Here is a 13951-nt window from a genome sequence, read left to right as displayed (position 1 = left end):
CGGTATAGTCAGGAAATGCAACAGAGGGAATATAAAAATGGCTCAACAAATTGATGCACCACTACGCGAAGACGTACGTTTACTGGGCAATCTGCTCGGTGAAACCTTAAAGCTACATGCGGGGCAGGATTTGTTTAATCAGGTGGAACAGATTCGGGCGCTTTCCAAAGGTGCTCGCGACGGCCAGCTAGAAGCAGAAAAACAACTCGAACAGCTATTTCTCAGTCTGGAAGATGATGAAATTCTTCCGCTTACCCGCGCCTTTACCCACTTCCTGAACTTTGCCAATATTGCCGAGCAATATCACGTGGTCCGTCGTCGCCGTCAAAGCGAATTTGATGAAACTGCCGAATCGCCAAATCCCCTGGTTCCCCTATTTGAAAAATTTAAACAGCAGGAAATTTCCGCTGAAAGCCTATATCAGCAGATCTGTGAACTGAAAATTGAACTGGTACTGACTGCGCATCCGACTGAAGTCAGCCGACGTACCCTGATTCAAAAATATGATGGTATCAATGACTGTCTGTCCAAATGCGACCAGCAGAAACTCACCCCGCGTGAACGCCAAGCCATTTTGGCCGAACTGAAACAGCTAATCACGTCTGCCTGGCAGACCGATGAAATCCGTCAGCATCGTCCGACACCAGTCGATGAAGCCAAATGGGGCTTTACTACCATTGAACAGACCTTATGGAATGCAGTACCAAAATTCATCCGTGAACTGGATGGCATGGTACAGGAACAGTGCGGTCAGTCATTACCGCTCAGTGTTGCGCCAGTGCGTTTTGCCTCCTGGATGGGAGGTGACCGTGACGGTAACCCGAATGTGACCCATCACATTACTCAGGAAGTACTATGGCTGTCACGCTGGAAAGCCGCTGATCTGTATTTACGTGATATTGAAGATCTGCGCTGGGAACTGTCGATCCAGCAATGCAGTGAAGAACTGCAACAGGCGCTGGGCAGCTCACATCCGGAACCTTATCGTGAATATCTCCGTGACACCCGTGAACGCCTGAAAGCAACGCGGCACTGGCTAGCAGAAAAACTGCATGGTCATGATGCCGATGACAGCCAGGTAATTAAAACCAAAGATGAGTTATTACAGCCTTTATTGCTGTGCTATCGCTCGCTGCTAGCGTGCAATCTACCAGAAATTGCCAATGGCAAACTGCTGGACTTTATTTACCGTGTGAACAGTTTCGGCATTGAATTGCTGAAACTGGATATCCGTCAGGAATCTGGCCGTCACCGTCAGGCGATCTCTGCGATTACGGAGTATCTTGGCTTAGGTAATTTTGAAACCTGGACTGAACAGGCACGTCAAAATTTCTTATTACAGGAACTGCAAAGCAAGCGTCCGTTATTACCAAAATACCTCAATGAACCGGCCGGTAGCCTGATTGAGCATCCGGATGTGCAGGAAGTCTTCGCGACCATGCGTACGCTGGCAGAACAGCCAAGTGAATCACTCGGTGCCTATATCATTTCGATGGCGGAATATCCAAGTGATGTACTGGCGGTTTTATTGCTGCAAAAAGAAGCAGGCATCAAACAGGCTTTACGTGTAGTGCCTCTCTTTGAAACTTTGAAAGATCTCGACGACGCAGCCAGCACCATGTCGACCCTGTTCAATATGCACTGGTATAAACAGCATATTCAGGGCAAGCATGAAGTCATGATTGGCTATTCAGATTCAGCCAAGGATGCCGGTTTTATGTCTGCCAACTGGGCGCAATACCGTGCCCAAGAGGAACTAACGGCTGTTGCAAAACAGCATGGTATCCAGCTGACGCTGTTCCACGGCCGTGGCGGTTCAATCAGCCGAGGGGGTGCTCCAACACAACAGGCCCTGTTCTCACAACCACCCGGCTCGATCTCAGGTGCGATTCGTGTCACTGAACAGGGTGAGATGATCCGCTTCAAGTTCGGTCTGGAAGGCATCGCGCTACAAAACCTGGAGATCTATACCGCGGCAACACTGGAAGCAACGCTATTGCCGCCCCCTGTGCCGAAAACAGAATGGCGTGACCTGATGCATCAGATGACCGATTTATCGGTACAGGTCTATCGCCAGACAGTCCGTGAAAATCCTCACTTTGTAAAATACCTGCGTACCGTCACCCCTGAGCTGGAACTGCAAATGCTGCCCTTAGGTTCACGTCCAGCGAAACGTAAAGTCAGTGGTGGGATTGAATCTTTACGTGCAATTCCATGGGTCTTTGCCTGGACCCAGATCCGTCTGATGCTACCTGCCTGGCTCGGTACCGGTGCTGCATTAAATGAGGTACTGGATCAGGGTCAACGTGCTACACTCGATGAAATGCTAGCGCAGTGGCCATATTTCCAGACCCTGATTGATATGCTGGAAATGGTCCTGTCCAAAGCAGATGGTGATGTGGCATTGTATTATGAGTCACACTTGACTCATGATCCCGACCTGAAAGTATTGGGTGAGGAACTGCGTCAACGTCTGAAAGATGCAGTACAAACGCTACTGACTTTAAAAGGTGAATCAAAACTGCTGACCAGTAACGATGTGCTGGATCAATCAATGCGTGTGCGTAAGCCCTATTTACTGCCGCTGCACTTGTTACAGGCCGAACTGATGAAACGCCGTCGTCTGTATCTGGCAGAGCAAAATGCTGAACACACCCCGGTAGATCATGCCTTAATGGTAAGTATTGCTGGAATTGCCGCTGGTTTACGTAATACGGGCTAAGTAATTTTTAATCATGAAGAAGCACATCTCCATGATGTGCTTTTTTATTGATCAGTCAATAGCCAAAAAAGCTTTCTTTTATATATCACATTAGATTTATTTATAGATCATCCCAAGAAGTAGCTGATGAATTAATCTACTGATTTCACTTTATTTTTAAACCACTTTACTTTTACCACACGGTAAAATCTCAAATAAAGTCATAGAATTAATTTGAACAAAAATTTTGTTTTGGTAATTAAATCTTCGAAAGAACAAGAGTATGATGTGCTCAATTTATCTTTTGAGTGCTCATTTTATGTCCAGTTGGTTTCCCAAATGGCGCCCTTATGAGGGCAGTATCGATGCACGACCAGTAGGTACCGCAGAGTATTTACCACCCGCACAAACTTTAATTCTAGGTGTACAACACGCTTTTGCAATGTTTGGTGCCACTGTACTGGCCCCGTTTTTGATGGGCTTTGATCCCAACCTGGCCATCTTAATGTCAGGGATCTGTACCATTCTGTTCTTTATCATGACAGGTGGCCGGGTTCCAAGTTATCTAGGATCAAGCTTTGCCTTCATTGGGGTCGTGATTGCGGCAACCGGTTATGCCGGTGGTGGCCTCAATCCGAATATTGGCGTTGCAGCAGGCGGGATTATTGCCTGTGGTATCTTCTATGCCCTGATGGGTTTTCTGGTCATGGCAACAGGAACCCGCTGGATTGAGAAATTGATGCCGCCTGTGGTGACTGGTGCGGTGGTCATGATTATTGGTCTGAACCTGGCTCCTGTGACTGTAAAAAGCGTGATGGGCAATACTTTTAATATGTGGATGTCTTTGGTCACAGTATTGTGTATGGGTTCAATTGCCGTCTTCACCCGTGGTCTATTACAGCGTCTGCTTTTATTGGTCGGCCTGTTATTGGCTTATCTGATCTATTTCGTACTTAGCAATGTCATGGGTTATGGCACTGCTATCAATTTCCTGCCAATTCAGCAAGCAGCTTGGTTTGGTGTACCGACCTTCCATGCGCCGACTTTTGAATTGAATGCCATGCTGATCATTGCACCGATTGCCTTGATTCTGGTCGCTGAAAACCTCGGGCATATTAAAGCAGTCGGCGCAATGACTGGAGAAAACCTGGATCCGCATATCGGTAAAGCCTTTGTTGCAGATGGTGTTGCGACTACCTTGGCTGGTGGTGTCGGTGCTCCGGGGATGACCACGTATGGTGAAAACATCGGTGTGATGGCTGTGACCCGGGTTTACTCCACCATTATCTTTGCCGTAGCCGGTGTGTTTGCAGTCTTCCTTGGCCTATCACCGAAGTTTGGTGCAATTATTCATACCATTCCAACTGCGATTCTGACTGGTGCTTCGATTGTAGTCTTTGGTTTGATCACCATTGCCGGTGCAAAAATCTGGATTGAAAATAAAGTCGACTTCTCACAAAACAAAAATCTGATGGTTGCGGCTGTGACCATTATTTTAGGTACGGGTGACTTTGCCCTGACCTTCGGTAACTTTAACCTAGGTGGAATTGGTACAGCGACCTTTGCTGCGTTATTCCTGAACTGGTTCTTTAGCCTAGTTGATAAAAAATAATTCGAAGACTTAAATTTTCAAGCAGCCTCCAGGCTGCTTTTTTTATATCGCAAGAATTGTTTAAATAGGCCTGATCTTTTATATGAGCATCCTGCCGATGCGTCTGGATTTTTTTGATTTACGTCTTTTTCTCAATATAGTCGACACAGGTAGTCTGACCAAAGGTGCTGAACGCTCTGCTATTTCCTTACAGGCAGCCAGTGAGCGGATTAAAAAGCTGGAACAGCAATATCAGGTCAGTCTGTTTAGCCGCCATTCTGGCGGAGTGAAAATGACTTTTGCAGGTCAGGTCTTTGCTGAGCATGCCCAAGCCATCCTGCAACAGGGACAACAGCTGTCACGAGCTATGGCAGTTTTTAGTGAAGGACAGCATTCTAATATCAGCTTGTGGTGTAATTCATCAGCACAAAGTGAATATCTTCCCCTGTTGCTACCCAAGTATCTGGTCAATAACCGTTATTTAAAACCTACTCAAACCTACTCAAACCTACTTACGTGGGCTTAATGTCTAATTCCTGCTTCACTATCAAGAACCAATCGCAATTGCTTTTGGGATTACCTCAATTCCACAGGCTGTCACGGTGTAACTCACCGCCATTGGTAGCTTAGGTGGCTACCAATTCTTTATCTGCATGTTTTAGGATATTAATCGCAGCATTAATATCCCGATCATGCAGGGTTTTACATGAACATCGCCACTTACGCATTGATAGCGTTAAGTTTTGATTTAATTCACCACAATGCGAACACATTTTACTACTTGGAAAGAATCTACCAACAGATAGAATTGACTTGCCATGTTGTGCTGCCTTGTAGATCAGTTGTCGCTTGAACTCATGAAATCCCATATCAGATATGGCTCTTGAGAGTTTACGGTTCTTAACCATACCTTTCACATTTAAATCCTCAATTGCAATTACATCGAATCGCTTGATTAAATTCGATGTGACTTGATGAAGATGGTTCTTTCTCAGGCATGATATTTTGTAGTGCAAACGAGAGAGCTTGGTTTTCGCTTTTTCTCTATTTTGACTACCTTTCTGTTTGCGGCTAAAAGACTTTGTAAGTCGTCTTAGTTTGGCTAGTTGTCTTTTTAATGGCGCACTTGATGGGATAACCTCACCATTGGATAGCGTGGCAAGATTAGAAACACCCAAATCAACACCAATAGCCACACCTGTTTTTGGGTGAAGATTCTCAGCTTGATTTAACTCAACACTAATAGAAGCAAACCACTTGCCACCTTGTTTAAATATTTTTGCTGATAGGATTTTACCTTGATAGCGTAAATCCTCAGTCATCTTTACCCAACCCAAGTTTGGGATACTGATTTTTCTATCTTTAATGCGAAACTGGTCATTTGATAATGAAAAACGATCATCTACGCCTTTTTTTCTAGGTCTAGGATACTTTGACTGACCACTGAAGAAGCGATCAAATGAGTTGCCTAGCTGCTTAATAGCAAGCTGTGGGGCGCACTTGGTTACTTTCAGCATAAATGGATATTTTGAACGCTTAAATGAGTTTAAGTGTTTTCTAATCTTGCCTTCGGATGGCTTATTGAGGAGTTTTTTATCAACCTCGACACCATAATATTCACACTGATCTCGATATTCTTTATCCGCTTTATACTGACGTTGCCATTCTTTTAATGCCCAATTATAAGATAAACGTGCAACACCACTTGCCTGTGCAAAATGAGTGGCTTGCTTATCGTTTGGCAGTAATTGAATGACATGCCCTCGTATAAATCGGCTCATAGTGCGTCTTTAACCGCCTGAATGAGCTTCTGGTTTTTTTGCTACGACTACCGTACAATCTTGCTGAAAAAACAGTAATAATTTCCAAAACGTCTTGAGCAAGTTCTTCCTCAAAAGATAAATTTTCACCTTTATTAAGAATAACAATTTCAACACTCTTAGCTTCGCATAAGGCAAAAACCAATTCAGCTCCAAAGCGCAACAAACGGTCTTTATGCGTTAAAACCAAACGCCCAATTTCATCATTCATAATGGCTTCAAGGAGCTTATTTAAGCCTTTTTTCTTGTAGTTCATACCTGAACCAAGATCGGAAATTAACTCAAACGTCCAACCTTGATTGGCGCAATACATTTCTAAAACTTGTTGCTGACGGATTAAATCTTCTTTTTGATCATGACTAGACACCCTTGCGTATGCAATGGTTTTTCTTTGATCCTGACTATCAAGCTTATGGATTTGCTCAGGCGTGATCTTACTCAGATCATATCGCCTGTGATTTTTAGGGGTTCGATCTGCAACCAAAGCGCCTTCTTCATCCCAACGTCTTAATGTTTGAATGGAAACGCCTAGTGTTTTAGCTGCAACGCTAATGCTTACATACTTACTCATAATTTATATATTAGTATAGAAATGAGTAGATTTCAACTAGCAGTTATGACCCCCAATATCCAGATTGATCTAAAAGAAGCAGAGAGCAATGACATTATTGCAGCATTGACCAGTGGCACTGCCAAACTTGGTTTAATTTCCAGCTTCTTTGCTGCTCCACAGTTGCAAACCCTGGAATTTTCAGATGATCCTTTGGTGCTAATCTGTCCAGAACAGCATGATCTCAGTACCAGTAAAGCATTGAAATTAGGGGACTGTCTGAATTATCCCTTTGTGGGTTTAATGCAATATCACTCCTTACAACAGTCTATTGAAGCTCAGGCCAGATTACTCCACTGCGAAATCCAATACCGCTTAAGATTGCCGAATTTTTCTGCTATTGCTCAGGTGGTTGCGAATGGTGTTGGCATTGCCATCATGCCGCAACGTGCTGCGCAACGTTTGGCCAAGCTCTATGCATTTAAGCAAATCCAGTTGACTGGAGATTGGGCCAACCGCAAGTTACTGTTAGCTGCGAAAAATTTTGATGAACTGAGTATTGCCTATCAACATTTTAGCCAATTTTTACTTTCTGCCGAGATTCAGAAAGTCTTGGATTAAATCCAGCCGAACTGGTGCAGTGTCATATAACTGCCCAAAGCAATCAGACCGATAAAAAATACAGTACGGAATTTCTGCTCAGGAATTCGATAGCGAATTTTCTTACCCAACCACATGCCGATGAGCGCAGGAACTAAAGCAATTGCCGACATCGGAAAGCAATCATCTGATGATCCCAAATTTATTTAGAACCATGCTATAAAAATGACTGCCAAAGAAAAATCAGGGTTTTAAGGATACAGCCTCAAGCAAATCTTGAGGCTCAAGATGTACTTTGCTGGAAAGCATCAGATTGACCAGCACAGATTTTAAATAAAGGGCGCTTAAGGACGAAATTCTTTCAGTTCGCGCTGAATAAAATGCTGGAACATTTCCCGATACAGGTGCTCGATAAACACTGGATCAATGCCCTGCTTTTGAGCTTGGGCTTTGACATTTTCAACAACCTGCTCCATCCGTTCCGGAGATTGCAGGTCAGTTTCAGTTTTCTTGAAACGGGTGGTTTGATCTACATAAAACTGGCGCGCAGCAATCAGCTCAACCAAAGCTGTATCAATCGCGTCAATCTGCTCACGTGCATGTTGTAATGATTCAGCTTTTACTTTGTTCATGTTTATTCAGTTCACTTTCAGTTTGATTATCACTCTTATACTTTTCTTCTAACACATTACTGAAAATACTTTCAATCATCCAGACACGATATAAGCTATTAAATACAAAACTTTGATTATCAATCCGAAGTTCCAGCACCGGCAAGTTGGGCTGAGACTTCATTTCACAGAGCATATCATTGTCTCTAAGCTTAGCCTGAATATCTTCTTCGGTCAGTTGCCCAACTCCCAGTTCCTGCTGTAAGGCATTGAAATGTGGGGTATAACTCAAGTCACGTCCACGCGTCCAGACCGCCTGCAAAATCCGGTACATCGCATCCACCCGCCCTTCTTCCGGGCAGCTGTAATACAGCTGTGCCATCGGCAAAATGCTTTGTACCGTCGGTCGGCAAAATGGGGTAAATTCGACTTCAGTCCGTTTTGACAGGCGCGTTGCCAGTCCCCAGTCAAAGCCATCACGGCCACGATAAGACAGCGGATAGACATTCAGATGGATATTATAAAAATCAGCCAGTTCTTCCCTAATATAGGCCAGCAACAGCCAGGAAATTGGATCTTCCAGGGCAATATACAGATCCAGTTCCGGATCTAAGCCCTGAATTTCATTCAGTTCTTCAGCATCACTGATCAGGTGCTCACGCCATTCAATATGATTGATCAGGAAGATTGGATTACCCGTCAGTAATTTTTGCTGTTTCAGACGGCGGGTTAAACGCAGCAGATCATCTACGGCATGATACTGACGGCCACCGAAATCAAAATAGCTGGCCAAAACCGGGGTTGTGTCAAAGACCCGTTCAGAAAAATCCTGTGGCTGATGATGGCGACTGGCCATGGTATGCAAGGTACGCAGTTTGCCATACTGCTTTTGCCACAGCATATGAAAGATATCTTCCAGCAGATAAAGAAAATCCTGGCCACGCAATGGGGTTCGGCGCAGAATGGTTTCGGCCTGTTTTAAGGCTTCTGCAGTGGGTAATTCTGGTGTTTCATGAAAGCTGAAACGATGCTGTCTGGAGAGGATTTTGGCATCATTAATACAGTAATTTTGCCATTCTTCAAAAGACATCTGATTCGGTATTTCGCCCCGTTGACTGGAGATGACTACCTTCAACGGTTTTAATTCCGGACTCAGGATCTCTTCCAGTTGTGGTAACAGCTGCACTGCCAGATAGCTATACACATCATCCAGACGCAGATAAATCGTTAAGCCATCTTCAGCAGATAGCACCGCCTGGCGGGTTGGCTTTTGATAAAACCAACTCGATCGGATTGGATCGAACCAACGGCGTAACAGGGACATGAGATCAGCCTCAGTAGAGAACAACGCAGCAGATGACAGCGTCTAACTGCTACAGGATACTATCTTTTTCACCAGAATAGCAGATCACCTGGATCTGCTGTATGTGAAAAAAACTTATATCAATTCAAGACAAAATGATCAATGTTTACAGAGCGTTTAGATCTCGAGATTTAGGTCAGTCACTGCCCCGGTTTCTGCACCAGAGGTCAGTTTGGCAAACTTGGCTAATGCTCCATGCGTGTAATTCGGTTTTGGTTTAATCCAGGCGGCCTGACGTGCAGCGATTTCCTCATCCGAGACATGCCAGGTCATTTCACGGGTTTCTGCATTTATCGAAATCTCATCGCCATTTTGTACCAGACCGATCGGTCCACCTTCATAGGCTTCTGGGGTGACATGACCAATCACAAACCCATGACTACCACCGGAGAATCGGCCATCGGTAATCAGTGCTACGGAATCCCCTAAGCCTTTACCAATAATCGCTGAGGTCGGTTTCAGCATTTCTGGCATGCCTGGTCCACCTTTAGGACCAACACCGCGAATCACCACCACTTCACCCGGCTGAACTTCACCATCCAGAATCCCGCGCATGGCGCCCTGTTCACCCTCAAAGACCCGTGCTGCTCCTTTGAAGTAAAGGCCTTCCTTACCGGTAATTTTGGCCACGGCACCTTTTGGTGAAAGGTTACCTTTCATAATGATCAGATGTGAATCTTTTTTCACCGGCTGGTCAAATGACAGGATAATCTGCTGACCTTCAGGATAATCTTTTACATTCGCCAGGTTTTCTGCCAGAGTTTTACCAGTCACAGTCAGGCAGGAACCATCCAGCATGCCGGCATCCAGCATACGTTTCATCAATGGTTGAATCCCGCCAATCGCAATCAGCTCCGACATCAGATATTTACCCGATGGACGTACATCAGCGACTACAGGAATGTCTTTACCAATCCGGACAAAATCATCCAGACTGAGCTCCACACCTGCGGTATGTGCCATGGCCAACAGATGGAGTACACCATTGGTCGAACCACCCAAAGCAATCAGAACTTTAATTGAATTTTCAAAAGCCGCTTTGGTCATGATGTCACGTGGTTTGATGTCCAGACGTAACAGATTCATCACGGCTTCACCAGCACGGGCACAGTCGATCTGCTTGTCTTCAGAGACGGCTTCCTGTGCAGAAGAACCCGGCAGGCTCATACCGAGTGCTTCAATCGCAGAAGCCATGGAATTCGCGGTATACATCCCGCCACAAGAACCTGGACCCGGCAAAGCCACTTCTTCAATATGCTTGACCTGAATCGCATTGATTTCACCTTTGGCATGCTGTCCGACTGCTTCAAATACGGAAATCATGTCGGTATGACCTTCGCCCGGTTTGATGGTACCGCCATAAATAAACAGACCTGGACGGTTTAGACGTGCCAGTCCCATGATGCAGCCCGGCATATTTTTATCACAGCCACCAATGGCAATTACACCATCATAGGCCTGACAGCCGACCACTGCTTCAATCGAATCCGCAATGATTTCACGGGACAGCAAGGAATATTTCATACCTTCGGTACCATTAGAAATCCCGTCGGAAATGGTAATGGTATTGAAGATAATGCCCTTGCCACCCGCAGCACTCACACCCTGTTCTACCGTTCTGGCCAGACCGTCAATATGCATATTACACGGGGTGACATTGGCCCAGGTCGAAGCAATGCCAATAAAAGGACGATTAAAGTCTTCATCCTGAAAACCCGTGGCACGCATCATGGATCGGGCCGGGGCATTTTCGATGCCTTCATAAACGGGGGCTGAGTGCTCTCGGATATTATCTTTACTCATCTTGTTTTGTCCTGGATGTAATTCTTGTGAAGCCTGAAAGCTGTCTAGGTTTTATCCGATTGTATAGAAAGCCGTGTCCACATAAAAGTAAGACTCTGTGTATCACCTAAGTCTGTTTTTCTCTTGCTCTAGGCGCATGAGTAAGAGCGATATCAATGTCGCTGCCTTGCATTCATCTTAAAGCAATGCTTTAAACTTGTTCAGGCAATAGAGTCAGTGCAATAAAAGTATTTTTTACTTTGGCGCTATCCAAAGTAAAAGTCTGCCTATGCAAAAATTATTAGAACCCTAAAAGTGATTTGAGGCAGTGAATTATCAAACAATCAGACTAGCATTTGCAGTGCAATATCAGGGGGTTGCCATATGACCTGACTCGGACTTTTAAAGCCGAGTCTTTTTCTTGGACGATGGTTCAAATGTTAGAGAACTGAGATAGATTCATTCACATAGTCATTCAAATCACTGCCTGGCGCATTTTTAATATATGTGCTTAATTCAACTGATGAAGATCAAGTTCTTCATTGGATGCCAAGATCACAGATCCAAGAATCGGAGCTCCCAAAATTACAGGAACAGCTAAAATCCAGAATACGACGGTGTAATGTGGATCAAAGAAAAATTGAATACTAAGTGCGGCTAAAATCATAATGAGCACTAAAATTACGACAAAGCGGCTAATAAATTTCATTGACATGCGTGTAATCACTTTTGCATTGATACTGTATTTTTACTATACACCTACTTTTATTAAGCCTTTATTGGTTTTAAATATCTAAAGTACTGCCATGATTGCTTTTATGAAAGTTCACGTGATTTACCCAACCTTAAATATCTAAGAAATAAAAAAAGCACCCCATCTGGAGTGCTTTTTTGTGCTATAAAAATTTACAGCTTAGATATCACGTACTGCACCTTTCGCAGCACTCGTGGTGTGCATTGCATAGGCTTTCAAGGCTTTAGAAATCTTGCGTGGACGCTCTTCCGCAGGCTTCCAACCTTTGGCTTCTTGCGCTGCACGACGTTCTGCCATTACAGCGTCCTCAACAGCCAGGTGAATCGTACGATTCGGAATATCGATTTCGATACGGTCGCCATCTTCAACCAGACCAATCGCACCACCTTCCGCAGCTTCTGGTGACACGTGACCAATTGAAAGACCTGATGAACCACCCGAGAAACGACCATCTGTTACAAGTGCACAGTCTTTCCCTAAACCTTTTGATTTCAGGTAGCTGGTTGGATACAACATTTCTTGCATACCTGGGCCACCACGTGGGCCTTCGTAACGAATTACAACCACATCGCCGGCCGTGATTTTACCGCCCAAGATCGCTTCAACTGCTGAATCCTGGCTTTCAAATACACGTGCTGTACCGTTGAACTTCAAGATCGACTCATCTACACCAGCCGTTTTTACAATACAGCCATCCAGTGCGATGTTGCCATAAAGTACTGCCAGACCGCCGTCTTTAGAGAAGGCATGTTCGGCATTGCGGATCACACCATTTTCACGGTCACCATCTAAACGTGAGTAGTAGCGGTCTTGTGAGAATGCGGTTTGTGTTGGTACACCGCCCGGTGCTGATTTAAAGAAGGTATACACTTCTTCATCTTCAGTACGGATAATGTCCCATTTATCCAAGGCATCTTTTAAAGTTGCTTCATGGACGGTGGGTACAGAGGTATCCAACAAGCCTGCGCGATCCAGTTCACCCAAGATCGACATGATGCCACCAGCGCGGTGTACATCTTCCATATGTACGTCCTGCTTTGCAGGTGCAACTTTACACAGGACTGGCACTTTACGAGACAGACGGTCAATGTCATTCATGGTGAAATCAACACCAGCTTCATGAGCAGCTGCCAATAAGTGAAGTACCGTATTGGTTGAACCGCCCATCGCGATATCTAAAGTCATAGCATTTTCATACGATGCTTTGGTTGCGATATTGCGTGGCAGCAAGCTGTAATCATTTTGCTCGTAGTGACGTTTGGTGATCTCTACGATGAGTTGACCTGCTTTTTCGAATAACTTTTTACGGTTTGCATGTGTAGCAAGTGTTGAACCATTACCTGGTAAAGACAGACCCAATGCTTCAGTTAAGCAGTTCATTGAGTTCGCTGTGAACATACCAGAACATGAACCACAAGTTGGACATGCAGAACGTTCATATGCTGCAACTTCTTCATCAGTGAAGCTATCATCTGCTGCAACCACCATGGCATCAACAAGGTCAATCGCGTGTTCATTACCACGGATTTTCACTTTACCGGCTTCCATTGGGCCGCCTGACACGAATACGACTGGAATGTTCAGGCGCATTGCCGCCATCAGCATCCCCGGTGTGATTTTGTCACAGTTCGAGATACAGACCATCGCGTCAGCACAGTGTGCATTCACCATGTACTCAACCGAGTCCGCGATCAGGTCACGTGAAGGCAGTGAATACAACATGCCATCATGACCCATCGCGATACCATCATCCACAGCAATGGTATTAAATTCTTTTGCTACGCCGCCTGCTTGTTCAATCTGACGCGCCACCAATTGACCGAGGTCTTTAAGATGTACGTGGCCCGGAACGAACTGGGTAAATGAGTTGACCACTGCAATAATTGGCTTGCCGAAGTCTTCATCCTTCATACCAGTGGCGCGCCATAAGCCACGCGCACCCGCCATGTTTCTTCCGTGTGTCGATGTTTTTGAACGATAGTCAGGCATTGTGTTATTCCAACAAAGGTTGTGCTTGAGATGAATGAGTTCATTCACTCTGGCGAAATCTGTCTGATCGAGAGCATGAAATCAGTCGAAAATTGAACATATCATACACCAAGTTACACGGCGGATCAGGCGCTTATCAATGTGACAGGCGGGGATATGCTCAGAGCAGTTTCAGTACGTACACGATTAA

Annotated in this window: 9 protein-coding genes and 3 pseudogenes; 4 read left to right on the top strand and 8 right to left on the bottom strand. The window is 44.9% G+C overall.

Going from position 1 to position 13951, the window contains the following annotated elements; all coding sequences use genetic code 11:
- The first annotated feature begins 37 nt into the window (after nucleotides 1–37).
- The 3 genes and pseudogenes from ppc to HADU_RS13080 form a co-directional block, all read left to right on the top strand.
- Complete coding sequence (ppc, locus tag HADU_RS13090; RefSeq protein WP_008306988.1) at nucleotides 38–2722, top strand: phosphoenolpyruvate carboxylase; 2685 nt, start codon at nucleotides 38–40, stop codon at nucleotides 2720–2722.
- Nucleotides 2723–3020: 298 nt separating this feature from the next.
- The gene (locus HADU_RS13085) at nucleotides 3021–4313 is read left to right on the top strand and encodes a solute carrier family 23 protein (protein WP_008306987.1); all 1293 of its coding nucleotides are present in this window, start codon (nucleotides 3021–3023) and stop codon (nucleotides 4311–4313) included.
- Between the two features lie 97 nt (nucleotides 4314–4410).
- Nucleotides 4411–4767, top strand: a pseudogene (locus tag HADU_RS13080) (LysR family transcriptional regulator); the annotation flags it as partial.
- Between the two features lie 151 nt (nucleotides 4768–4918).
- On the opposite strand, the gene HADU_RS13075 reads toward HADU_RS13080, so the two are convergent.
- Together HADU_RS13075 and HADU_RS13070 are read right to left on the bottom strand one after the other, a co-directional pair.
- Entirely contained in the window at nucleotides 4919–6073 is a 1155-nt protein-coding gene (locus HADU_RS13075) for an RNA-guided endonuclease InsQ/TnpB family protein (RefSeq protein WP_008306985.1), read from the bottom strand.
- The gene (locus tag HADU_RS13070; RefSeq protein WP_008306983.1) at nucleotides 6024–6683 is read right to left on the bottom strand and encodes an IS607 family transposase; all 660 of its coding nucleotides are present in this window, start codon (nucleotides 6681–6683) and stop codon (nucleotides 6024–6026) included. The genes HADU_RS13075 and HADU_RS13070 overlap by 50 nt, the downstream gene beginning before the upstream one ends.
- A 33-nt stretch (nucleotides 6684–6716) precedes the next feature.
- On the opposite strand from HADU_RS13070, the pseudogene HADU_RS13065 reads away from it, so the two are divergent.
- Nucleotides 6717–7283, top strand: a pseudogene (locus HADU_RS13065) (LysR substrate-binding domain-containing protein); the annotation flags it as partial.
- On the opposite strand, the pseudogene HADU_RS15455 reads toward HADU_RS13065, so the two are convergent.
- From HADU_RS15455 to ilvD (HADU_RS13040), 6 genes and pseudogenes are all read right to left on the bottom strand, one after another.
- A pseudogene (locus HADU_RS15455) lies at nucleotides 7280–7441 on the bottom strand (sulfite exporter TauE/SafE family protein); the annotation flags it as partial. The pseudogenes HADU_RS13065 and HADU_RS15455 overlap by 4 nt on opposite strands.
- Before the next feature lie 165 nt (nucleotides 7442–7606).
- Nucleotides 7607–7894, bottom strand: coding sequence for a chorismate mutase (locus HADU_RS13060; RefSeq protein ID WP_004814081.1), 288 nt, complete (start codon nucleotides 7892–7894; stop codon nucleotides 7607–7609).
- Nucleotides 7875–9197 (bottom strand): hypothetical protein, encoded by a 1323-nt coding sequence (locus HADU_RS13055; protein ID WP_008306976.1) that lies wholly within the window; start codon nucleotides 9195–9197, stop codon nucleotides 7875–7877. Before HADU_RS13055 ends, HADU_RS13060 begins: the two co-directional genes overlap by 20 nt.
- Before the next feature lie 156 nt (nucleotides 9198–9353).
- Entirely contained in the window at nucleotides 9354–11039 is a 1686-nt protein-coding gene (ilvD, locus tag HADU_RS13050) for a dihydroxy-acid dehydratase (protein ID WP_008306974.1), read from the bottom strand.
- 490 nt (nucleotides 11040–11529) lie between these two features.
- Nucleotides 11530–11733: a hypothetical protein gene (locus tag HADU_RS13045; protein ID WP_004814075.1), complete on the bottom strand. Its 204-nt coding sequence runs from the start codon at nucleotides 11731–11733 to the stop codon at nucleotides 11530–11532.
- Nucleotides 11734–11931: 198 nt separating this feature from the next.
- Nucleotides 11932–13761, bottom strand: coding sequence for a dihydroxy-acid dehydratase (gene ilvD / locus HADU_RS13040; RefSeq protein WP_008306966.1), 1830 nt, complete (start codon nucleotides 13759–13761; stop codon nucleotides 11932–11934).
- Nucleotides 13762–13951 lie beyond the last annotated feature (190 nt).

Origin of the sequence: Acinetobacter sp. HA (assembly GCF_000264725.1) — a bacterium.
Taxonomy (GTDB): domain Bacteria; phylum Pseudomonadota; class Gammaproteobacteria; order Pseudomonadales; family Moraxellaceae; genus Acinetobacter; species Acinetobacter schindleri.
This window is presented reverse-complemented; position numbering and strand designations above follow the sequence as displayed.

Coding starts and splice junctions, on each gene's coding strand:
- ilvD (WP_008306966.1), bottom strand. CDS start 13,761: ATGCCTGACTATCGTTCAAAAACATCGACACACGGAAGAAACATGGCG.
- HADU_RS13060 (WP_004814081.1), bottom strand. CDS start 7,894: ATGAACAAAGTAAAAGCTGAATCATTACAACATGCACGTGAGCAGATT.
- ilvD (WP_008306974.1), bottom strand. CDS start 11,039: ATGAGTAAAGATAATATCCGAGAGCACTCAGCCCCCGTTTATGAAGGC.
- HADU_RS13085 (WP_008306987.1), top strand. CDS start 3,021: ATGTCCAGTTGGTTTCCCAAATGGCGCCCTTATGAGGGCAGTATCGAT.
- ppc (WP_008306988.1), top strand. CDS start 38: ATGGCTCAACAAATTGATGCACCACTACGCGAAGACGTACGTTTACTG.
- HADU_RS13055 (WP_008306976.1), bottom strand. CDS start 9,197: ATGTCCCTGTTACGCCGTTGGTTCGATCCAATCCGATCGAGTTGGTTT.
- HADU_RS13045 (WP_004814075.1), bottom strand. CDS start 11,733: ATGTCAATGAAATTTATTAGCCGCTTTGTCGTAATTTTAGTGCTCATT.
- HADU_RS13075 (WP_008306985.1), bottom strand. CDS start 6,073: ATGAGCCGATTTATACGAGGGCATGTCATTCAATTACTGCCAAACGAT.
- HADU_RS13070 (WP_008306983.1), bottom strand. CDS start 6,683: ATGAGTAAGTATGTAAGCATTAGCGTTGCAGCTAAAACACTAGGCGTT.